The following is a 20,223-nucleotide window of genomic DNA, read 5'->3' as shown; positions in this document are numbered from 1 at the left end:
GGCCCCGTCCGGGACCGCCCCACGCGCGACTCGGGATCAGGCGACCGAGGCCGGGAACCTCTCCCAGACCCGGTGCGCCGCCATCAGCCGCTGCACCTCGGCGAGCACCTCGGCGCCGGAGCCACCGGTGACCACGCCCGGCGTGCCGGTCACACCGGCCTGGTTCAGCACCTCGGCGCCCGCGCCCCAGGCGCCGATCACCTTGGCGTGCCGCCACGCCTCCTCGACCAGCAGCAGCACCCGCGGGTCGACGGTGGCCGAGCCCGCCGCGCCCGCCTTGGCGTCGCGGGCCGGCAGCGCGTCCGGCGCCGGAGCCGGTGCGCCGGCCAGCAGCACCGCGTCGAACTCGACCGAGCGGCCGGTGGCGAACGTGCGCTGCACCGGCAGCCCGTCGACGGTGCCGCCGTGCGCGGCGATCAGCAGCGGCACCATGCCGGCGGCGAACACCTCCCGGCGTACCTCGTGCACGTCGCCCAGGTCGGCCTGGGCGTCGACCACGATGCCGACCATCCGGCCGTCGGCCGGCCACTCCCGGCCCACCTGGGACAGCGCCGGGCTGGGCTGCACCTCGGCGAGCGGCACGGTGGGCTGCGGCACCGGCAGGCCCAGACCGGTCGCGACCTGCTCGCACAGCACCGGGTCGACGTTGGCCAGGCACTGGAGCTGCCGCTCCTTGATCGCCTGGTGGTAGCACTTGCCCAGCTCGAACGTGTACGCCCGGACGATGTGCTCCTTCTCCACCGGCGACATGCTCTGCCAGAACAGGCGTACCTGGCTGTAGTGGTCGTCGAAGGAAGCCGGCGCGGCCCGCACCTTCGGCGCCTCGGCCACCGTCACCGGCGTGTCCACGAACGCGTGCTCCCGGTCGCCGGCCGGGAACGGGTTGCCGCCGTCGAGCGAGTTCGGCCGGTACGGCGCCACGCCCGCGTGCACCGCGTGCTGGTGGAAGCCGTCCCGCAGCATGTCGTTGACGTCGGCGTGCGGCCGGTTGATCGGGATCTGGGTGAAGTTCGGCCCGCCCAGGCGGGTGAGCTGCGTGTCCACGTACGAGAAGAGGCGGCCCTGCAACAGCGGGTCGTTCGTCACGTCGATGCCCGGCGGCAGGTGCCCGACGTGGAACGCCACCTGCTCGGTCTCGGCGAAGAAGTTGCGCGGCGTCTTGTTCAGCGTGAGCTTGCCGATCGGCTGCACCGGCGCCAGCTCCTCCGGCACGATCTTCGTCGGGTCGAGCAGGTCGATCCCGGCGAACGTCTCCTCCGGCGTGTCCGGGAAGACCTGGATGCCCAGCTCCCACTCGGGGAACGCGCCGGCCTCGATGGCGTCGTACAGGTCGCGGCGGTGGAAGTCCGGGTCCATGCCGCTGATCATCTGGGCCTCTTCCCAGGTGAGGGAGTGCACGCCGAGCTTCGGCTTCCAGTGGAACTTGGCCAGCACGGTCGCGCCGGCCTCGTCGACCAGGCGGAACGTGTGCACGCCGAAGCCCTCCATGGTCCGGTAGGACCGCGGGATGCCCCGGTCGGACATGTTCCAGATGGTGTGGTGCTGGGCCTCGGTGTGCAGCGAGACGAAGTCCCAGAACGTGTCGTGCGCGCTCTGCGCCTGCGGGATCTCCCGGTCCGGGTGCGGCTTGCCGGCGTGGATGACGTCCGGGAACTTGATCGCGTCCTGGATGAAGAACACCGGCATGTTGTTGCCGACCAGGTCGAACGTGCCCTCGTCGGTGTAGAACTTGGTGGCGAAGCCGCGGGTGTCGCGGACCGTGTCGGCCGACCCGCGCGAGCCCAGCACGGTGGAGAAGCGGACGAAGACCGGCGTCTCGCGCCCCTGCTTGAGGAAACCGGCGCGGGTGACCTTCTCGGCGGCGCCGTTGGCGACGAACGTGCCGTGCGCGCCCGCGCCCCGGGCGTGCACCACCCGCTCCGGGATCCGCTCGTGGTCGAAGTGGGTGATCTTCTCCCGCAGGTGGTGGTCCTGGAGCAGGACCGGGCCGCGCGGACCGGCCTTGAGCGAGTGGTCGGTGTCGCGCAGCCGGGCACCGTTGGCGGTGGTGAGGTACGCGCCCTGCTGCCCCTTGGCGATCTTCGGTACGCCGGTCTCGGCGCCGGTCGGGGTCCGGGTGTCCGGCGCGCCCTGCTCGGCCTTGGGCGGCAGCGGCCCGTGCGGCGTGGTCGGCTCCTCCAGCGGTGGTGGCGCGCTGCCGGGAGCGCCCGGCACGTCCGGAGTCAGCGCGTCGCCGACCTTCTCGACGGCGGCTTCGACGACACCCTTGACGATCTGGGCGGGCTTGCTGGATTCCATCAGGACCTGTCCTCCTACAGCTAAATGTCCAGGCCCCTTCGGCCGTACCCCAGCTGAGGGCGGGCAAACCGGAACAATCGCGGAATCACTGGTCAGGACCGGCGTGGCACCGTCACGCCGGTGAGCAGCCAGCGGCCGTTCAGGACGTCAGAGGATCCGCTTCATCGGCGCCGGCTCGTCGCCGCGACGCCGCCACTCGCGCGGGTAGCCCAGCGACACCTCCTCGAACCGCACCCCGTCGTAGTGGGTGGTGCGCGGGATGTGCAGGTGGCCGTAGACGGCGACGGCGGCGCGGTGCCGCACGTGCCAGTCGGCCGTCCGGTCGGTGCCGCACCACTGCGCGAACTCCGGGAACCAGAGCACCTCGGTGGGCTGGCGCACCAGCGGCCAGTGGCTGACCAGCACCGTCGGCAGCGCCGGGTCGGTGGCCTCCAGCCGCCGCCGGGTCGCCTCCAGCCGCGCCGCGCACCAGGACTCCCGATCCGGGTACGGGTCGGGGTGCAGCAGCATCTCGTCGGTGCACACCACACCGGCGTCGTACGCCACGCGCAGCGACTCCTCCTTGGTGGTGGTGCCGGGCGCGCGGAACGAGTAGTCGTAGAGCACGAACAGCGGCGCCACGGTGACCGGGCCGCCGTCGCCCCGCCACACCGCGTACTCGTCCTCCGGGGTCAGCACGCCCAGCTCGCGGCACATCGCGACGAGGGCGTCGTAGCGGGCCACCCCGCGCAACGTCACCGGGTCGTTGGGGTGGGTCCACAGCTCGTGGTTGCCCGGCGCCCACACCACTGTCGCGAACCGGTCGCGCAGCAGCCGCAGCGTCCGCTCGATGTCGGCGAAGACCTCGCCCACGTCGCCGGCCACGATCAGCCAGTCGTCCGCCGTCTCCGGTCGCAGGCCGTCCACCACCGCGCGGTTCTCCGCGTACGACACATGGAGGTCGCTGACCGCGTACAGCCCACCCGTCACCCGGCCGATCCTGCCAGCGGCGCTTCCGGATGACCAGGCTCGCCGGCCGGGCTCTCGACCCTCGCGGTCACCTCGTCGAGCGCGCGCAGCACCTCGCGGGCGATCGCCGGCTCGGCCGCGGAGTGCCCGGCACCGGGCACGATCCGCAACGTCGCCTCCGGCCACCGGCGGGCCAGGTCGTACGCGGACACCGGCGGGCAGCACAGGTCGTACCGGCCGTTGACGATCACCGCGGGCAGGTGGCGGATCCGGTCCACGCCGTCGAGCAGCTGGCCCTCGGTGAGGAAGCCGCCGTGCACGGCGTAGTGCGACAGGATCCGGGCCACCGGCAGCGCGTGCTCGTCGGCGGTGAAGTGGGCGAGCAGCTCCGGGTCGGGGCACAGCGACGAGTTGACCGCCTCCCAGCGTCCCCAGGCCCGCGCCCAGACCCGGGCCTGCGCCTCGTCCGGGCCGTGCAGCCGCCTGTGGTACGCGGCCAGCACGTCGTCGCGCTCGCCCGGCGGGACCGGGGCGACGAACCGTTCCCACTCCTCGGGCTGGAGATGCCGCAGTCCGCCCTGGTAGAACCAGTCCCGCTCGGCGCGGCGCAGGAGCAGCACGCCGCGCAGGACCAGGCCGGTGACCCGCTGCGGGTGCGCCTGCGCGTACGCCAGGCCGAGCGTGGTGCCCCACGACCCGCCGAACACCAGCCACGAGCCGATGCCCAGCCGCCGCCGGATCGTCTCCAGGTCGGCCACCAGATGCCAGGTGGTGTTGGCGCGCACCTCGCCGTGCGGGGTGCTGCGGCCGGCCCCCCGCTGGTCGAACAGCACGGCCCGGTAGCGCCCCGGATCGAAGAACCGGCGCGCGGCCGGCACCAGGCCGCCGCCGGGCCCGCCGTGCAGGAACACCACGGGTACGCCGTCCGGCCGGCCCACCTCCTCCACGTACAGGACGTGGCCGTCACCGACCGGGATCCGGTGGGTGGCGTACGGCTCGACCCGCCCGTCTTCAGCAGGCGACGTTGCCGCCGAGGTTGTCCAGCAGCGCGTCGGCGACCCAGCCGGAGACACCTGTGGTGACGTCCCGCAGGTACGTCCACGTGTAGGTGGTCTTGCCGTTGGCGGTGACCCGGTCGCCGCTGGCGAAGCAGTGGAAGTCGACGTTGTGGTTGAGCTGCCCGTACCCGAGCGAGGCGCAGGTGGTGTGCGGGCCGGTGCGGATGTTGACGTTCGTCGCGTTGAACAGCTGGCCGAACTTGCTGTCGACGTTGGAGTGCGAGTGGCTGCACCCGGCGCTCGCCGGTCCGGCCGTACCGGTCACCACGGCGCCCGCCGTGGCGACGGTCAGGACGACGGCGCCGCCGATGGAGGAGATCTTCCGCATACCCGTCAACCCCCGAATAAAGATCGAGATGCACCAGCAGATCGATCCAAATATTTGCATAGAGCAAGGTCGATGGGCAAGATGCGGCGCCACCGGCCCGGCCCGGACCGGTGGCGCCGATCGCTCAGGCGGTAGCCGGCACGCCGTTGTCCGTACCCGTGGTCTCCACCTCGGGCGCTCCGCGCGGAGCCGGCGTGCGGACCGCGAACGCGTCGAAGCTCGGCCCGTCCAGCCGCTCGACGAACGGCTCCACGACGGGCTGCTCCGGCTCGGCCGCGTCCGGTTCGGTCCGCCCGTCCCCGGTCCGCCCGTCCCCGGTCCGCCCGTCCCCGGTCCGCGGCGCCGCGTCGGGCGCGACGGTGACCGCCGGACGCGCCGACACCTGCGGGTACTCGGCGGTCTCCCCGCCGCCCGCAGCCGCCGCCATGACCGCCGCCGCGGCGAGGTCGGCGACCCGCTTGGCCTCCCGCTGCACCCGGGCCCGGGTCTCCTTGGCGTGCTGCTCGGCCAGGTCCGCCGCGCGCCGCGCCTCGTCGAGCCGCCTGCTCTCGGCGGCCAGCTCCCGGCGTACGCCGACCAGCCGCTCCTCCAGCTCCGCGCCGCTGCGCTCGATCGTGCCGATCTCCCGGCGGGTCTCCTCCAGCTTCCGGGAGACCGTCTCCAGCTCCGCCTTGAGCCCGGTCAGCGTCTCCTGCCGCTGCTGGATCTCCCGCTGCACGCCGGCGAGCTGCTCCTGGTGCGCCGTCGTCTCCTCGTCGGCCCGCTCCCGGACCTCCGTGGCGTACTGCTGCGCCTCGGCGACCAGCGCGGCGATGTCCTTCTCCGCGGCGGCGGCCCGGTCGGCCAGCTCCTGCTCGGCGGCGGCCCGCCGCTCGTCCAGCTCCTTGGCCATCGTGGCCTGCCACTGGGCCAGCTCCTGCTGGGCCTTGCTGCGGTTGGCCTGGACCTCCTGCTGGATCTGCGTCCGCGCGGCCTTCACCAGCGCCTCGGACGCCGAACGCGCCTGCTCGACCTGCTGCGCGCTCTGCTCGGTGATCCGCTTCGCCTCCTGCTGGGCCCGGTCGTGCGCGGCCTGCCCCTCGACGCGCAGCTTCTCCGCCAGCTCCCGCACGGCGGCCAGCTCCGCCTGCGCCGCGGCCAGCCGCTCCTCGTCCACCCGCTCCTGCTCGGCCCGGCGCGCGGACAGTTCCTCGTCCAGCTCGCGCCGCTCCCGAGCGGCCTGCTCCTGCGCCGCGGCCAGCAGCTTCTCCGCCTGCGCCTGGAACTCCTCCGCGCGCCGGGTGGCCACGTCGGTGATCTGCCCGGCCTGCTTTTCGGCCAGGTCCAGGATCTGGTCGACCATCGGGCCGAGGTCCCGGAAGGACGCCCGGTCCACCGCCGCCGCCGGACGCTCGCGCAACTCGGCCGCCTCGGCCTGCGCCCGCTGCGCCTGCGCGGTCAGGTCACGCACCTGCGCGTACGCCCGGTCCCGCGCGGCGGTGAGCGCGCTGACCTCGGCGTCGACCTGCTCGACGTACCGGTCCACCTGACGTTTGTCGTAGCCGCGCAGCGCCGGATCGAAGCGCGGGCGCGCGGACACGTCGTCGTGGGGTGCGAACGGATCGTCGCCGTTGGACATGCGCCATCCTCCGTCGGTTCGCCAGCGCCAGGCCGGCGGATGACCGCCCCGCAGGGCACGATGAGGCGCTACGGTACCGCGTCCGCGCGCGCGTCTCGCCCCGCCCCGCCCCTGCCCGGCCGACCGGCGTCGCGGTCAGACCGGGAAGTGCGGGTTCCCCGCCGTCAGACGGATGGTGAAGCCGCCCGCGTCGCGGTGGTGCGTCACGTGGTCGCAACTCTGGTGGCTGATCCAGAGACCCAACCCGCCGTCGGAGCCGTCACCGGCCGGCAACAGTCCGGCGTACGGATCCTTCGGCCCGGGGCCCCGGTCGTGGACGGTGACCACGATCCGGTCGGGCGCGCGCCACAGCCGCATCCGCACCGGCGGCTCGCCGTGCCGCAGCGCGTTGCTCACCACCTCGCTCACCGCGATGACCAGCCCGTCGGCGCTGTCCGGCGCGAGCAGGCCGTCGTCGGCGGCACGCACCTCCGCCCGGGCCCGGGCCGGCGTCGGGTCGATCAGCTCGACCAGCGGCGTCGTCCGCTGCACCGGGTCCAGCGGCACCGGGCGGGGCTCGGTCAGGTAGCTCATCGGGTCGGTGTAGAGATCGGCCGTCTCGTGCCCGCCGTCCGGCCGCGCCACCCGGGGGTGGGTACGCGCCACGTCCGCCAGCACGTGCGACGGGGTGCTGCGGCGGTCGTAGGCGCAGATGCCCCAGAGCGGGAAGTCGTCGTAGACGTGGTTGATGGCCGACTCGTAGCGGGCCCACCAGTCCCAGGTCGAGCCGAGCAGCACCGGCGGCAGCTGGCCGACCATCCGGATCTGCGCCGCGCCCGCCGCCACGTAAGACGCGAGCAGTTCCCGGTAGGAGCGCAGCGCGACGCTGGGCCGGGCGTAGAGGTCCCCGACCGGCAGGAACGTGACCTCGGCGCCGGTGGGCAGCGCCCGGCGCACCAGCTCCGCGTTGCGCTCGTCCAGATTCACCGCCGTCGGCTCGCCGGCCGCGACCCCGTCCAGCAGGAACGGCAGCGCCACCGCCAGCAGCTCCTCGTCGGAGTCGTAGACGAACGCCTCGTGGAAGTAGCCCACGTGACCGGAGGCCGCGCCGCTCCTCATCCGAGCACCTCCACCCGTACCCCGGTCAGGCCGAGCAGCTCGACCAGCCGGGCCGGGGTCCGGTGCGGGGTGCGCAGCACCGCGACGGCGTCGTGGCGGCGGGCGTGGTCACGCAGGTGCAGCAGGCTGCGGTGATCCACGAAACGCAGCTCGGCGGCGTCGAACACGACCCGGCCCGCCACCGGCCGCGGGTCGGCCCGCTCCAGCGCGGCGGCGAAGTCCCGGTGGTTGGTCGGGTCCAGCTCGCCGGCCAGCGCCACCACCGAGTCGCCGTCGCCGGCGTGCAGCCGGAACAGCACGTCCGCGTTCGTCACCGGGTGCAGGCAGGCCAGCTCGGCGATTGCCGCGTCGCCGAGCTGCCGGCGGTCGTAGGCGCAGATCGCCGACATCGGCCGGTGCCGCATCCAGTGGTCGATGCGGTGCTCGTAACGGGCAAAGGCGTCCCGCTGGGCCGGGGTGCGGACCAGGCTCGTCGCCTCGGCCAGCACCCGCAGGCCGGTGTGCCCGGCGGTCAGCGCCTCGGTGGTGGCCCGCACGTACGCCCCGACCTGCCGGTTGGGGTCGACGATCTCGTCGTGCCGGTACGCCTCGCCGACGGGAACCAGCCGTAGCGCGTCCCGCCGGCGCGCGGCGTCGAGACCGGGAACCGAGGCCAGCCAGCCGGTGACAGTGGCGCGGTCTTCCGGACAGACCACCCAGACCTGCTCACCGGCGGCGAGACCGGCGCTGACCTGCTCGACCGTCAGCGCGCGCAGCGCGGCCGGGTCGTCGTAGGCGAGGCAGCCATGGGTGTAGCCCGGGTACGACACGCTCCCGCTGGTCACCGACTCCGCCTCATCGGCCCAGTCTATGCCGGGCCCACCTGGAGATCGCGCCAGGCCGTGGCCTCCGGCGGCGGGTCGCCCAGCTCGAACTCGGCCCAGTTGTTCCAGTACGCGATCGCGTCCACGTCGTTCTGCTGGCGCAGCCAGGTGACGTGGTCCCGGATCGTGCGCGCCCGGCCCGCGCCGGTGGTGTCGGTGGCGACGCGGGTCAGCCCGTACTCGGGGACCAGCAGCCGGATGCCCGGGTACGCGGCGCGCACCTTGCCGAAGGCCACCCCGAACATCCGCGAGGCGGGCCAGTACGCGGCCGTGTCCCGCGAGTAGCAGTCCACGCCGTAGTGGGTCATGCCCGGATAACCCCAGTCGGTCGGGTTGCCGCGTCCCTCGTCCAGCCAGTAGCGGGTCACTATCGGGCCGTGCCCGAGCACCCACCGCCGGTTGCGGTGCGCGGCCACGATCTGGGTCACCCGGCTCGCCGTCGCCCGGTACGTCGCCGGCGCCACGTCGCCCATCGGCTCGTGGTACCAGGTCAGGTAGATCGGGCGGCTCACGCCGTCGAGCCAGCTCGCCAACTGCTCGACGTCGTCCTTCCAGCTGACGTGCATGACGGCCGACGGCGCGTCGGCGAACTTGCCGGCGTTGAGCGCGGGCAGCTCCGGCAGCGTGTCCGCGTCCGGACCGTCAGTGCCGAAGTCGCGCATGTAACGGATGCCCGGGTAGTCGGCCACCGCCCGCTGGGTCCGCGCGCCCTTCTCGGCGCTCATCCCGACCAGCAGCGGCACGGTCAGCGTGGTGGTGCCCGTGCCGGTGCGGCCGGCGCCGTCACGCGCCGTCGCGGTCAGCGTCACCGTGCCCCGGCCGGCCAGCACGGTGACTGTGAAGCGGCCCGGTTCGGCGCTGCTGGGTGTGACCGTCACCCCCGGCGAGGCGCTGGCGAGCTGGACGGTCAGTGGCACGCTCAGATCCACCCGGACCGGGCTGTCCCAGGTGACGCCGGTGGGGTCGCTGACCCGGCCGGCGAGCGTCAGCAGCCGCGAGTCGGGGTGGTAGGCGTCGACCCGTACGGTGGTCGACTGCCCGGGCAGCAGGACGGTCTGGTCGGGGGTGACGGAACGGACGACGGGTGCGGCCATGAGGCTCTCCTTCGACGTGTTTCGCTGCCGCTCCAGCCGCACGTCCTCGGGTGGCCAGAATGGCTCTGACCTGCGCTTTTACCAGCTTGCGTCGGTTTTGCCGCGATCGTCAGGGCAGCCGCAGATGGCGCGAAACCCGGTCCCGCCACGCTGTCGCGCCCGCATCCTGAACCGATGTCGGGCACCGTGCGGGGAACGCGCGTACCGGACTGCAGAACCGCCCGGCCGCCGGCCCGGCGGCGCACCGCCGTGAAAAAGGAACGGCCCACCCCGTCACGTCGCCGGTCCGGAACGCCGTACCGGCGTGCAGGCGTACGGTGCGGTGCGCGTCGGTGGACCTGCGGCGGTGAGTCGCCGACGCCCATGTCCCGCAGCATCGGCCACAGCGCCTGCGAGCGGCTCGGTCATCGGGGCGACCCGTGTCCACAGCCGGACCACCCGACGTTCCTCCTCGACCTCACCCCGCAGTGACCCGCCCAAGATCGACACCGGTTCGGGGAGGTGGCTGCATCAACGGTGGTCTGATGCCCCCACTTCCCCGACTTGGTGTCGATCTTGGATCGGGATGCCGCCACTTCGCCGAGCTGGTGTGGATCATGTTCCGTGGATCCGGCAGGTCGGTGGAGTTGTCGGAGGTGGGCTGCGCTCCGGTCTGGTTGGTGCGGTCTGGTTGTCCGCGTAGCTGTGCTGGCCGCCGCGCGCGGTCGACCCCGATGATCGACACCAGTTCGGGGAGGTGGCTGCATCGGAGGTGGTCTGATGCGGCCAGCTCGCCGAGATGGTGTGGATCTTGGTGGGAGAGTGCGTCAGGGGAGGGGGTGGGAGATGTCTCGGGCGTGGTCGGCCACCGCCGCGCCGACCACCGTCGCGGTCAGCGGCAGCACCTCCAGGCACCGGCGCACCGCCGCCCCCATCAGCGGGTTCGGCACCCGCATGGACAGCGTGCAGTGCGGCACCCAGCGTCCCGGCCGGTAGTGCTCCACCACCTCGACGCCGGCCCGGGCCAGCCGGTCGTGCACCTCGGCGTGGTGCGCCAGCAGCTCGGGCGTCGGCGCGAGACCGAGCCAGAGCACCCGGCCGACGAACTGCCCGGCGTGCTGGAACTCCAGCCGCAGCGGCGCGGCCACCACGGTTCCGGCGAGTGCCTCGGCGACGCGGTGCGGGTCCAGGCGGGGCGCCACCGCGAGCGAGACGTGCGGGCGGTGCCGCTGCGCCAGCAGTGACCGCAGGCTCGGCACCCCGTCGGACTCCAGCAGGTCCCACAGCACCCGGATCCGCCGGGTGGCGTCGGTGTCGAGATACAGCTCCAGCGCCGCGACCACCCGATCACAGTAGATGTCGGGTCCCGCGACGAGGTTTGCCGGGCACGCTGGGCGGTACTGCCCGGGAAGACGCACGAGACGGCAGGGGAGTGAGGTGCGCGTGGACGCGACGGACGTGCTGATCGAGGCGTACGGGCGGTTGCCCGATCTGGTCGCCGGGGCGCTCGACGGGCTCGACGCGGCCCAGCTGCGGCGGGCGCCGGCCGACGGGGCGAACCCGGTCGGCTGGCTGGTCTGGCACCTGACCCGGATCCAGGACGACCACGTCGCCGACGTGATGGGCGAGCCGCAGCTCTGGGCCGGCGGCGACTGGGCGGCGCGGTGCGGTCTGCGGCCCGACCGCGCCGACACCGGCTTCGGGCACGGCCCGGAGCAGATCGCCGCGGTACGCCCGGAGAACGGCGGCGTGCTGCTGGACTACCACCGGGCGGTGGTGGACCGGAGCCTGGACTACCTGCGCGGGCTGCGCCCGGCCGACCTGGACCGGGTGGTGGACGAGAACTGGGATCCGCCGGTGACGCTCGGGGTGCGGCTGGTGAGCGTGCTCGACGACGACTTCCAGCACGTCGGCCAGGCCGCCTACGTGCGCGGGCTCATCCTGGGCTGAGCGCCGCCCGGCCCCGTCCCAGCGGGCCCGTCCGGCCGCTGCCGGGTCACCGCCGCGGCTCACCCGGACCGGGTGAGTTCGCCTCACCCGGGGCGCGGGGATCCTCGCGGCACGGCCGGCGCCGTCAGGCGGGTGGCCGCGACGACCGACGAGGAGGCCCGATGAGCGTCTCGGCCGCGGAACACCTGACCCGGGCCGCCGCCGGCCGGAACCCCGACCTGCCCGAGACCACCTGCGGCACCATTCGCCTGGACCTCCACGACGACGGCCGCACCGAGCACTGGTACCTGACCGTCGACCGTCAGGACGTCCGGGTGGACCGGCTCTCCGCGGACGCCGACCTGGTGGTCCGCGCGGACCGGGAGGTGTTCGACCGGATGGCGGCGGGCCTCCTGCATCCGGCCGCCGCGCTGCTGCGCAACGACATCGCCGTCGAGGGCGACCTCAAGCTGCTGATGGCGCTGCGCCGGATCTTCCCCGGGCACCCGGACGCCCGGCATCCCCGGGAGGCGGCCGGGCAGGCGGTGGCCCGATGAAGCAGGAGCTGGTCCACGTCCTCGCCGGAAACGCCTTCGCGGTCAGTGACGCGCAGGGCGACATGGAGATCGACCCCAGCGCGCCGATCGGTCTCTTCTCCTTCGACACCCGGTTCCTGAGCCACTGGGTGCTCACCGTCGACGGCGAGCGGCTGAACGCGTTGTCCCGCGACGACCTGACCTACTTCGAGACCCGCTTCGTGCTGGTGCCCGGCGCAGCCAGCCACTATGTGGACGCCGACGTGTCGGTGATCCGGCACCGCCTCATCGACGAGGCGTACCACGAGAGCATCACGGTGCTCAACCACTCACCCGAGCCCGCCGAGTACACGGTGCGGCTGGAGATGGGCAGCGACTTCGCCGACACGTCGGAGATCCTGCGTCCCGGCCCGCGCCGGCCGACGATCGTCCCCGATCCGGCCGGGCAGCGGTTGTGGATCCGGTACGAGCGCGGGCGGTTCTCCCGGGGGACGTGCGTCTCCAGCTCGGCCCCGGCGCAGGTGGACCGGAGCGGGATGACCTTCCGGATCCGCGTCGAGCCGCAGGGTGCGTGGCACGTCGACCTGCACGTCGAGATGATCATCAAGGGGGCCCGGGGGCGGGACCTGCGGGCGAGCATCGACTCCCACCGGCAGCAGGTCCGGCAGGACATGCGCGACGACCTGCGGCGGTGGCTCGACCAGGCCCCGCAACTGGTCTCCGACCGCCCGGCGCTGACCGCCGCCTACCGGCAGGCGCTGAACGACCTGGCCGCGCTGCGGTACACGCCGCTGGCGTACGTCGACCGGGTGCCGGTCGGCGGGCTGCCCTGGGCGATGACGCTGTACGGGCGGGACGCGCTGATCACCTGCCTCCAGACGCTCCCGTTCACGCCCGGGCTGACCCCGGCCACGCTGCACATGCTGGCGATGCTGCAGGGCGGCCGGCTCGACGACCTGCGCGAGGAGGAGCCCGGCAAGATCCTCGCCGAGCTGCGGTACGGCGAGGCGGCCGCGTTCGACGAGCAGCCCACCGCGCTCTACTACGGCGCGGCCGACACCACGCCGCTGTTCGTGATCCTGCTCGACGAGTACGAGCGCTGGACCGGTGACGTCGACCTGATCCACGAGCTGCGTCATCCGGCCCGGATGGCGCTGGACTGGCTGAGCCGCTACGGCGACCTGTGCGGCGACGGCTACCTGCGTTACCACCCGCGCAACACGGCGAGCGGAGTGGCCAACCAGACCTGGCGCAACTCCCCGGACTCGGTGGTCGACCGGCACGGCGTCGTGCCGCCGTACCCGCGCGCCACCTGTGAGCTTCAGGGGTACGCGTACGACGCGCGGATCCGCGGCGCCCGGCTGGCGCGGGAGTTCTGGGGCGACCCGGGCTACGCCGAGCGCCTGGAGGCCGACGCGGCGCGGCTGCGGGAACGGTTCGATCGCGACTTCTGGCTGCCGCACCGGGGCTACTACGCGCTGGCCCTCACCCCGGACGGCGAGCCCGTCGACGCGCTCACCTCGCATCTCGGCCACCTGCTGTGGAGCGGCATCGTCGAGCCGGAACGCGCCGACTCGCTGGCCGGGCACCTGTGCGGGCCGGACCTGTACTCCGGCTGGGGCATCCGCACCTACGCCGAGGGGCAGTTGCCGTACAACCCGGTGGGCGCGCATCTCGGCGCGGTCTGGCCGTGGGACAACGCGATCGTCGCGGCGGGCCTGCGGCGGTACGGCTACGAGGCGGAGGCGGGCGACATCGCGGCCGGCATGTTCGCGGCGGCGGAGACGCTCGGCGGCTCGATCCCGGAGGCCTTCGCCGGCTACCCCCGCGGGGTCACCAAGTACCCGGTGCAGATGCCGGATGCCGGGCGGCCGCAGTCGTGGGCCGCGAGCGGCCTGCTGATGTTGCTCTCGACCATGCTGGGGCTGCGCCCCTGCGGAGACAACCTGCTGGTGAACCCGGCGGTCCCGGCCGGGTACGGGCGGATCGAGCTGCTCGACGTGCCGGGCCGGTGGGGACGGGCCGACGCGTACGGCCGGGAGCGCGGCACGAGCCGGCGGCTGCGGGCGGGCGTGGACGCCCGGCGGGCCGCTTGACCCGCCCGGCGTCCGTCAGCCCGAGCCGGTGGGTTCCCGCGAGGCGGGCCGGACCGGCGCCGGCGGGTCGGCCGACGCGGGCGCGGACGGCGGGGACTGCGCCGTCCCGGCCCGGGCGAGCAGCCGGTCCACGCCCACGAACAGCAGTCCCAGCAGCCAGAACGCGAGGGCGAACCCGATCGCGCTCACCGTCACGCCGTCGTAGCCGAGTTGGCCCGCGTCCAGGAACGGGTACGGGTAGCGGTCCACCACCAGTCCGCGCACCAGCGCGAACCCGAGATACGCCAGCGGGAACGCCAGCCACCAGGCGGCGTAGCGCGGGCGCAACCGGCCGCGTCTGTCGAACAGCGCCCAGTCGGCGATCGCCAGCAGCGGCACCACCGTGTGCAGGAACTGGTTGCCCCACCACTCGCCCGGTTGCCGGTCCGGCTGCGCCATGGCGAACGGGCTGGCCGGGTTGGCCAGCACCAGGTGGTAGACCGTGCCGGTGATGGTGATGTAGAGGGTCACCGCTCCCTTGAGGACGCTCGGCGGCTCCGGCCGACCGCGCAGCGCGCACCAGGCGGCGTAGCCGGCGAGGACGCCGACAGCCACGTTGCTCTGGATGGTGAAGTACGGCAGCAGGCCGGTCAGCGTGGCCGGGCCGAGCGCGGTGAGCACGATGCCGGCCAGCACGGCGAGCACCACTGCGAGGCGGAGAAGGATCGCCGGTCGGCGACGCCGGGGGGTCACGGAGGCACAAGTTACCAGCCGGTCGTCAGCCGGTACGCCGCCCGGGCGGGGTGCCATCGGGCCGCTTCGCCTGCCCCGGCGGGAGGACGTCCGCCCCCGGCGGCCCGACCGACGGCTGGACCGGGTGAGCGGATCTGCCGCCGCCCCGCCCGCCGTCGGCCTTCCCCGGCGTGTCGTCGTCGCCCAGCAGCGCGGCGCAGTAGTCCGGCACGCGCTCGCGGCCTTCGGCGGCGGCGACGAGGTCGCTGAACGCGGGTGTCTCCAGAGCGCGTCCCCGGTCCGCCTCGGCGAGGGCCCGGTACGCGACGCAGAGTCCGGGCGGCGCGGACTGCTGCGCCGCCCGGGTAGCCGGTGAGAGGGCCGGCCGGGCGGGGCGGGCCGACGGCACGGGCGGCGCGGCGTCGACCGGCGTCGCCGCCGGGCGCGCGGCGTGCGGCAGGTTGCCGGTCGCGGCGAGCGCGACGCCGCTGGTGAGGGACGCGGCGAGCGCGGACACGGCCACCCGGACGCCGAAACGGACGCGGCGCGACGGCGTGCCCGCCGGGCCTCCCGGAACCCCGCGACGGCTGCCGCCTCCCCGTCGAGTTCGCCCGTGCCGGGCGCGGTCCGGACCGCAGCCAGTACGGCCACCAGCCCCGGCGGAGCGGACGACGTGTCGCCGGGGCGGCCGGCGAGCAGCCGCTCGACGGTTTCCTGGTCCATGCCGGATGCGTCCATCTCGTGACCCTCAGCGCCGCCACCCGGCCCCGCGTCACACTTCGGCGCGGCGGAACGCCGGTGAGGCCGGTCACCCCGGTGCCGGTCACGGCCCGCACGGCATCTCCGGTTGCCGATGTCCGGCGGTCGCGGTGAACTGAATTACATGGGTGTCATCAAGGTGGGCACGTCCTCCTGGGCCGACCAGATGCTGGTCCGCTCCGGGTGGTATCCGCGCGGCGTCAACACGCCCGCCGGCCGGCTGGGTTTCTACGCCGAGCGCTTCGGACTGGTCGAGGTGGACACGTCGTACTACGCGGTGCCGGCGCCGGAGACGACGGCGGGCTGGGCGGCCGCGACGCCGGACGGATTCACCTTCGACGTCAAGGCGTTCCGCCTGTTCACCGGCCACCACACCCCGATCGACGCGCTGCCGAAGGATCTGCGCCCGGCCGGCGGCCCGAACCGGATCCGCTGGCGCGACCTGCCCGCCGGGGCGTACGACGAGTTGTGGGACCGGTTCCACGCGGCGTTGGCGCCGCTCGCGGCGGCCGACCGGCTCGGCGCCGTGCTGTTGCAGTTCCCGCCGTGGCTGGCCCGCGGCGACGCGGCCCGGCGGCGGATCCTGGACGCGGCGCGCCGCTGCCGCCCCTGGCCGGTCACCGTCGAGCTGCGGCACTCCTCCTGGTTCGACGGGGACGCGATGGCCGAGACGGTGACGTTCCTGCGCGAGCACGACCTCGGGTACGCCTGCGTGGACATGCCGCAGGGGCACGTCTCCTCGGTGCCGCCGGTCCTGGTCGCCACCACCGATCTGGCCGTGATCCGGTTCCACGGGCACAGCACGGCCTGGGAGAGCGGCGACAAGCAGGAGCGGTTCCGCTACGCCTACGGCGAGCGGGAGCTGCGGCACTGGTCGGTGCTGCTGCGCGAGCTGGCCGACCAGTGCGCCGAACTGCACGTGCTGATGAACAACTGCTGCGGCGACCAGGCCCAGCGCGACGCCGCGAGCCTGGCCGACCTGCTCGGCGTCGCGCCCGCCGCCGCGCGCGCCTGAGGTTTTCCCGGCTTCCTCCCGGGTACCGCCGGGTTCGTGGACGACCGCGAAGGGGGATCGGTGGAGCAGCGGCGCGACGAGGACGAGCGGGACCCGCGGGCGACCCGGGAGGCCGAGGAGGCGCACGGCGGCAGCATGGCGCCGGGCCTGGTCGACGACACCGGGCACCCGGTGGCCGAGTCACCGGTGCCGGACAACGAGCCGTCCGCGCTCGGCAGCCCGGACGAGGACGGCACCGGCTCCTGAGCTCTCACTGACGCGTCTCCGGACGCATCCCGGTCGCCTCCTCCAGCGCGTTGTCGCCGAGGTCGCCGTCCGCGCGGTCGTCCGGGAACGTCCGCGCCGACGGGGGCGGGTCCGGCGGCGCGCCCGGCCCGGCCTCCGGCGTCCGGGTGGGTTCCATGGTCCCGAACCCGTGCCGGCCCGTCTTCGGCCCGCCCCGTCCTGCGCCGGCCGCCCGGCGCTCACCGAGCCGTCCCTCGGGCACCGCCGTCTCCTCGCTGCCCTCGTCCATCGGGTCGTCGTCGCCCGCGCCCCACGGCGGGTCGGCGTCGAAGCCGCCGGTGCTGCCCCACGGCGCGGCCGACTCCGGCCCGCGCCCGTCGCCCGTACCCGGGCGGTCCCTGCTGGTCATGGTCACCTCACCTTGGCTGCTGGCCACCGGCGTGGCCGGTCCGGTCCCGGTGCACCGCGCGGCCGGCGACCCACCCCGATGTGGGTCGTCGGCCGCGCGGTGGTCAGCGGGTCGCCCCGACCAGGTGACGGCCGGCCGCGCCCACGGCGGCGACCTTGCCGATGTTCTTCGGCGCGGCCATCAGCCCGCCCGCGCGGTCGAGCATGCCCCGGAACACCTGCCCCGGCTTCTGCTGCTCACCCATGTACGCCGACACCACGACCAGCGCGCCGGTCATCGCCGGGACCGCCCACTGGAGCAGCTTCATCTGCCGCTGGCTGGCGGCGACGTTCGCCGGGGTGTGGTGGTTCGGCTCGGTGGTCCCCTCGACCGGCGGCCCGCCGGCCCGCTCCAGCCGCCTGCCGACCAACCGGCTGTAACCGGTCACCGCCAGCGCGCCGACCGTCAGCGCGGTCTTCACCGCGCTCATCTTCCCCACGCCCGCCTGGCGGGCCATCCGCGGGCTCTCGGTGACCAGCTCACCGACCGCGCCGGCCAGGTGCGCCCCGATCGCCGCCGCGTTGACCGGCGTCCACCGCGCCCACCCGGCCGAGGCCACCGGCAGCCGTTCGGTCGTGTCGTTGATCCGCGCCGCCGCGCCGTTCACGCCCAGCGCCCCCATCAGGGAACCGCCGAACCAGGCCGCCAGGCCCAGGTCGTGCATCGAGCGCAGCGTGGTGTGCCGTTCTGACATCAGATCCCCCTCCGCCGTGTTCGGGCGGTGCGGCATACCCACGATCGGGCGACTCACGCCCGGGCGTGGCTCACCGGCGGGGGAGCGTGCCCGCGAACGCGGCGATCCGGGCGGCCAGCGGCGCCGACGCGCGTACCCAGGTGAAGTGGTCGAGCGGCGCGCCCGCCTCGGCGACCGTGTAGCGGTGCCGCGTCACCGGTGCGCCGGCCAGCTTCCCGCAGAGGTGGTCGAGCGTCTCGTGCGGCGTGTACTGGTCGTCGTCGACGCTGACCGCGAGCACCGGCGTGCGGATCCGCCGCACGGCGGCCTCCGTGTCCACCCCGTCGAGCGCCGGGAACCGGCCGGTGCGGGCGGTGTGCGCCCAGTCCCGGATCACGCCGGCGGCCTGCCGGCCGCCGAAACCCCAGCCGGGCCAGACGCCGAGCAGCCGCGCCGTCGCGGCGATCCCCTGGGTGTACGGCAGCACGCCCCACCCGCGCAGACCCGGGTACGTCCGCCACCACGGCAGCCCCACCGCCACCAGGGCCAGCCCGTCCACCCGGTCGTCGTCGTCCAGCGCCTGGTGCAGCACCGCCACCTGACCGCCCAGGGAGTGCCCGAGCAGCAGCCGGGTGCGGCCGTCCAGCCGGGGCTTGAGCGCGTCGAGCACGGCGCCGACGTCGGCGGCCATCTCCTGGTAGCCGTACCGGCAGGCGCGCGACGGCGCGGGGGTGCTCTCGCCGGTGCCGCGCAGGTCGGCCACGATCACCGCGAGCCCGGCCTCGCGCAGGCGGCGGCGAACGGCCGGTAGTAGCGGGCGCGCACACCCATCGCGGGCCAGATCAGCACCACCGGCGCGCCGGGCGGACCGGCCGGCTCCGGGTAGACCTGCACGCCGATGCGCGCGCCGTCGACGTCCACGAACTCCTGGATGTAGTCCCCGCTCACCCGGATCAGGGTACGGCCCGAACCCTACCGGTGGGTAGCAAGGGGTCGCCTCACGCCACCGCCGGTGCGGGCCGGGCCGCGGTCGTCAGCGCGCCGTAGACGGCGACGATCTGCTCCGCGCAGCGCCTCCAGGAGTACCGGCTGCGGACGCGGTCGAGCGCGGCGGTGGCGTACGCGAACCGGCGCACGTTGTCGCCGAGCAGCCGCCGCAGCGCGGTGCCCAGCGCGCGGGGGTCACGCGGCGGCACCAGGTCGCCGGTGAGCCCGTCCACCACGCTGTCGGCGATGCCGCCCACGTTCGTGCCGATCACCGGCACACCGCAGGCCATGCCCTCCAGCGGGGTGAGCCCGAACGGCTCGTACCAGGGTGCGGCCACGAGCACGTCCGCCGACCGGTACCAGGCGGCCACTTCCTCGCGCGGCACGCCGCCGAGCAGCCGTACCCGGTCGGCCACGCCGCACGAGTCGGCGAGCGCGGACAGCCGGCGGGCGAACGTGTCGGCGGGCAGCAGGTGGGCCGGCGGGCCGCCGACCACCACGCACTCCGCGTCCGGCACCGCTGGTAGCGCCCGGACCACGTCCAGGAAGCCCTTGCGTTCGACCATCCGCCCGACGGTGAGGATGCGCGGGCGGGCCGGGTCGCGGGGCGCGACCGGGCCGTCCGGGCGGAACACCGCCTCGTTGACGCCGGACGGCACGAGGGCCATCCGGGACCGGGGTACGCCCATCCGGACCAGTTCGGCGACCTCGTCGGAGCACTGCACGACGACCCGGTCCACGGCCCGGCCGAGCGCCCGCTCGTAACCGGCGCGCCCCGGTGGACCGGTGTCCGGCACGCCCTGGTGGCGACGCTTGACCGTGCCGAGCGAGTGGTACGTCAACACGGTCGGCACGCCGGTGCGACGGCTCGCGTGCACGGTGGCCAGCCCGCTCGTCCAGAAGTGCGCGTGCGCCACGTCCGGGGTCCAGCCGCCGCGCCGCCAGGTGTCGGCCAGCCGGCCCCCGAACTCGCCCGTGTACGGCAGCAGGTCGGCCTTCGGCACCCGCCGCGCGGGACCGGCCGGCACGTGGCACACCTGATAGCCGTCGGGCGCGTCGACCGCCTCGGGCAGCGCGGGGGAGTCACGACGGGTGTAGACGCGGACGTCGTGGCCGGCGACGGTGAGCGCGGACGCGAGTTCCGCCACATGCGTGTTCTGGCCGCCCGCGTCCTCCGCGCCGGGCGCGGCGAGCGGGCTGGCGTGCTGGGAAATCATCGCGATGCGCATGTTCTCGTCCTCCAGGATCCGGTCCCAGTCGGCGAGTAAGCGGTCCGGACCGGACCGCTTACTCGCCACCTCGCGTGCCCGTGCGCCGAGTCGGTACGCGGCGTCGGCGCCCTCGGTCAGCCGGCGCGCCGCCTCCACGAGCGTGTCGACGCGGGTGGCCGGCGCCCCGGCTTCCGGTGGGACGGCGTCCACAGCTTCCGTGGGGGCCGGAAGATCGCGTTGATGCCGGGGACGCGCATGGAGGGACCCGTACCCTCGGCCTGCGCCCCTAACCAGGAGATCGTCGACTTCTCCGCGCGCCGCCCGCTCCGCTGTGGAGGCTCGCGGCCCT

The 20,223-nt window shown here is 74.3% G+C and carries 19 protein-coding genes and 1 pseudogene; 5 read left to right on the top strand and 15 right to left on the bottom strand.

Features of this window, described 5'->3' with window-relative positions:
• Window positions 1-36: 36 nt before the first annotated feature.
• From MCBG_RS09465 to MCBG_RS09425, 9 genes are all read right to left on the bottom strand, one after another.
• Window positions 37-2,298, bottom strand: a complete 2,262-nt coding sequence (locus tag MCBG_RS09465; protein WP_043325140.1) for a catalase — start codon at window positions 2,296-2,298, stop codon at window positions 37-39.
• A gap of 147 nt (window positions 2,299-2,445) precedes the next feature.
• Entirely contained in the window at window positions 2,446-3,267 is an 822-nt protein-coding gene (locus MCBG_RS09460) for a metallophosphoesterase family protein (protein WP_043325139.1), read from the bottom strand.
• The gene (gene pip / locus MCBG_RS09455; RefSeq protein ID WP_247301637.1) at window positions 3,264-4,193 is read right to left on the bottom strand and encodes a prolyl aminopeptidase; all 930 of its coding nucleotides are present in this window, start codon (window positions 4,191-4,193) and stop codon (window positions 3,264-3,266) included. The genes MCBG_RS09460 and pip overlap by 4 nt, the downstream gene beginning before the upstream one ends.
• A gap of 64 nt (window positions 4,194-4,257) precedes the next feature.
• Window positions 4,258-4,632, bottom strand: a complete 375-nt coding sequence (locus MCBG_RS09450; RefSeq protein WP_043325138.1) for an SH3 domain-containing protein — start codon at window positions 4,630-4,632, stop codon at window positions 4,258-4,260.
• A 124-nt stretch (window positions 4,633-4,756) separates the two neighbouring features.
• On the bottom strand, window positions 4,757-6,250 hold the full coding sequence (locus MCBG_RS09445) for a coiled-coil domain-containing protein (protein ID WP_043325137.1): 1,494 nt from the start codon (window positions 6,248-6,250) through the stop codon (window positions 4,757-4,759).
• Between the two features lie 135 nt (window positions 6,251-6,385).
• Complete coding sequence (locus MCBG_RS09440; protein WP_043325136.1) at window positions 6,386-7,348, bottom strand: anti-sigma factor RsbA family regulatory protein; 963 nt, start codon at window positions 7,346-7,348, stop codon at window positions 6,386-6,388.
• A complete protein-coding gene (locus MCBG_RS09435) occupies window positions 7,345-8,172 on the bottom strand; it encodes an MEDS domain-containing protein (protein ID WP_043325135.1) in 828 nt (275 codons plus the stop codon). The genes MCBG_RS09440 and MCBG_RS09435 overlap by 4 nt, the downstream gene beginning before the upstream one ends.
• A 23-nt stretch (window positions 8,173-8,195) precedes the next feature.
• Window positions 8,196-9,305 (bottom strand): hypothetical protein, encoded by a 1,110-nt coding sequence (locus tag MCBG_RS09430; protein ID WP_043330389.1) that lies wholly within the window; start codon window positions 9,303-9,305, stop codon window positions 8,196-8,198.
• Window positions 9,306-10,111: 806 nt separating this feature from the next.
• A complete protein-coding gene (locus tag MCBG_RS09425) occupies window positions 10,112-10,627 on the bottom strand; it encodes a 2'-5' RNA ligase family protein (RefSeq protein ID WP_043325134.1) in 516 nt (171 codons plus the stop codon).
• 100 nt (window positions 10,628-10,727) lie between these two features.
• Here MCBG_RS09425 and MCBG_RS09420 point away from each other — a divergent pair, with 100 nt between their 5' ends.
• The 3 genes from MCBG_RS09420 (at window position 10,728) to MCBG_RS09410 (ending at window position 13,845) form a co-directional block, all read left to right on the top strand.
• Window positions 10,728-11,234 carry a mycothiol transferase gene (locus tag MCBG_RS09420; protein WP_043330388.1) on the top strand — a complete coding sequence of 169 codons (507 nt, stop codon included), beginning with the start codon at window positions 10,728-10,730 and terminating at the stop codon, window positions 11,232-11,234.
• A gap of 161 nt (window positions 11,235-11,395) precedes the next feature.
• Complete coding sequence (locus MCBG_RS09415) at window positions 11,396-11,770, top strand: SCP2 sterol-binding domain-containing protein (protein WP_043325133.1); 375 nt, start codon at window positions 11,396-11,398, stop codon at window positions 11,768-11,770.
• Window positions 11,767-13,845, top strand: coding sequence for an amylo-alpha-1,6-glucosidase (locus MCBG_RS09410; RefSeq protein ID WP_043325132.1), 2,079 nt, complete (start codon window positions 11,767-11,769; stop codon window positions 13,843-13,845). Before MCBG_RS09415 ends, MCBG_RS09410 begins: the two co-directional genes overlap by 4 nt.
• Window positions 13,846-13,860: 15 nt before the next feature.
• Here the strand turns inward: MCBG_RS09410 and MCBG_RS09405 are convergent, their stop codons facing one another.
• The gene (locus MCBG_RS09405) at window positions 13,861-14,577 is read right to left on the bottom strand and encodes a Pr6Pr family membrane protein (RefSeq protein ID WP_043325131.1); all 717 of its coding nucleotides are present in this window, start codon (window positions 14,575-14,577) and stop codon (window positions 13,861-13,863) included.
• 25 nt (window positions 14,578-14,602) lie between these two features.
• Complete coding sequence (locus MCBG_RS09400; protein ID WP_223201140.1) at window positions 14,603-15,079, bottom strand: hypothetical protein; 477 nt, start codon at window positions 15,077-15,079, stop codon at window positions 14,603-14,605.
• Window positions 15,080-15,439: 360 nt separating this feature from the next.
• On the opposite strand from MCBG_RS09400, the gene MCBG_RS09395 reads away from it, so the two are divergent.
• A complete protein-coding gene (locus tag MCBG_RS09395; protein WP_043325130.1) occupies window positions 15,440-16,330 on the top strand; it encodes a DUF72 domain-containing protein in 891 nt (296 codons plus the stop codon).
• Between the two features lie 36 nt (window positions 16,331-16,366).
• A complete protein-coding gene (locus MCBG_RS09390) occupies window positions 16,367-16,576 on the top strand; it encodes a hypothetical protein (protein WP_043325129.1) in 210 nt (69 codons plus the stop codon).
• A 4-nt stretch (window positions 16,577-16,580) separates the two neighbouring features.
• Here MCBG_RS09390 and MCBG_RS09385 read toward each other — a convergent pair whose 3' ends face one another.
• The 4 genes and pseudogenes from MCBG_RS09385 to MCBG_RS09370 all read right to left on the bottom strand — a co-directional run bounded on the left by MCBG_RS09385 (window position 16,581) and on the right by MCBG_RS09370 (window position 19,892).
• Complete coding sequence (locus tag MCBG_RS09385) at window positions 16,581-16,964, bottom strand: hypothetical protein (RefSeq protein WP_043330387.1); 384 nt, start codon at window positions 16,962-16,964, stop codon at window positions 16,581-16,583.
• 103 nt (window positions 16,965-17,067) lie between these two features.
• Window positions 17,068-17,697, bottom strand: a complete 630-nt coding sequence (locus tag MCBG_RS09380) for a hypothetical protein (RefSeq protein ID WP_043330386.1) — start codon at window positions 17,695-17,697, stop codon at window positions 17,068-17,070.
• Window positions 17,698-17,767: 70 nt separating this feature from the next.
• Window positions 17,768-18,624: pseudogene (locus tag MCBG_RS09375) on the bottom strand (alpha/beta fold hydrolase).
• 50 nt (window positions 18,625-18,674) lie between these two features.
• The gene (locus tag MCBG_RS09370) at window positions 18,675-19,892 is read right to left on the bottom strand and encodes a glycosyltransferase (RefSeq protein ID WP_043330385.1); all 1,218 of its coding nucleotides are present in this window, start codon (window positions 19,890-19,892) and stop codon (window positions 18,675-18,677) included.
• Between the last annotated feature and the right edge of the window lie 331 nt (window positions 19,893-20,223).

This window comes from Micromonospora sp. M42 (assembly GCF_000568915.1).
In the GTDB taxonomy this organism is placed as follows: domain Bacteria; phylum Actinomycetota; class Actinomycetes; order Mycobacteriales; family Micromonosporaceae; genus Micromonospora; species Micromonospora chalcea.
This window is presented reverse-complemented; position numbering and strand designations above follow the sequence as displayed.

Bases quoted from the DNA above. Each gene is read 5' to 3' on its own strand.
- MCBG_RS09465 (WP_043325140.1), bottom strand. From the start codon at position 2,298: ATGGAATCCAGCAAGCCCGCCCAGATCGTCAAGGGTGTCGTCGAAGCC.
- MCBG_RS09450 (WP_043325138.1), bottom strand. From the start codon at position 4,632: ATGCGGAAGATCTCCTCCATCGGCGGCGCCGTCGTCCTGACCGTCGCC.
- MCBG_RS09445 (WP_043325137.1), bottom strand. From the start codon at position 6,250: ATGTCCAACGGCGACGATCCGTTCGCACCCCACGACGACGTGTCCGCG.
- MCBG_RS09440 (WP_043325136.1), bottom strand. From the start codon at position 7,348: ATGAGGAGCGGCGCGGCCTCCGGTCACGTGGGCTACTTCCACGAGGCG.
- MCBG_RS09430 (WP_043330389.1), bottom strand. From the start codon at position 9,305: ATGGCCGCACCCGTCGTCCGTTCCGTCACCCCCGACCAGACCGTCCTG.
- MCBG_RS09415 (WP_043325133.1), top strand. From the start codon at position 11,396: ATGAGCGTCTCGGCCGCGGAACACCTGACCCGGGCCGCCGCCGGCCGG.
- MCBG_RS09410 (WP_043325132.1), top strand. From the start codon at position 11,767: ATGAAGCAGGAGCTGGTCCACGTCCTCGCCGGAAACGCCTTCGCGGTC.
- MCBG_RS09395 (WP_043325130.1), top strand. From the start codon at position 15,440: ATGGGTGTCATCAAGGTGGGCACGTCCTCCTGGGCCGACCAGATGCTG.
- MCBG_RS09385 (WP_043330387.1), bottom strand. From the start codon at position 16,964: ATGACCAGCAGGGACCGCCCGGGTACGGGCGACGGGCGCGGGCCGGAG.
- MCBG_RS09380 (WP_043330386.1), bottom strand. From the start codon at position 17,697: ATGTCAGAACGGCACACCACGCTGCGCTCGATGCACGACCTGGGCCTG.
- MCBG_RS09370 (WP_043330385.1), bottom strand. From the start codon at position 19,892: ATGCGCATCGCGATGATTTCCCAGCACGCCAGCCCGCTCGCCGCGCCC.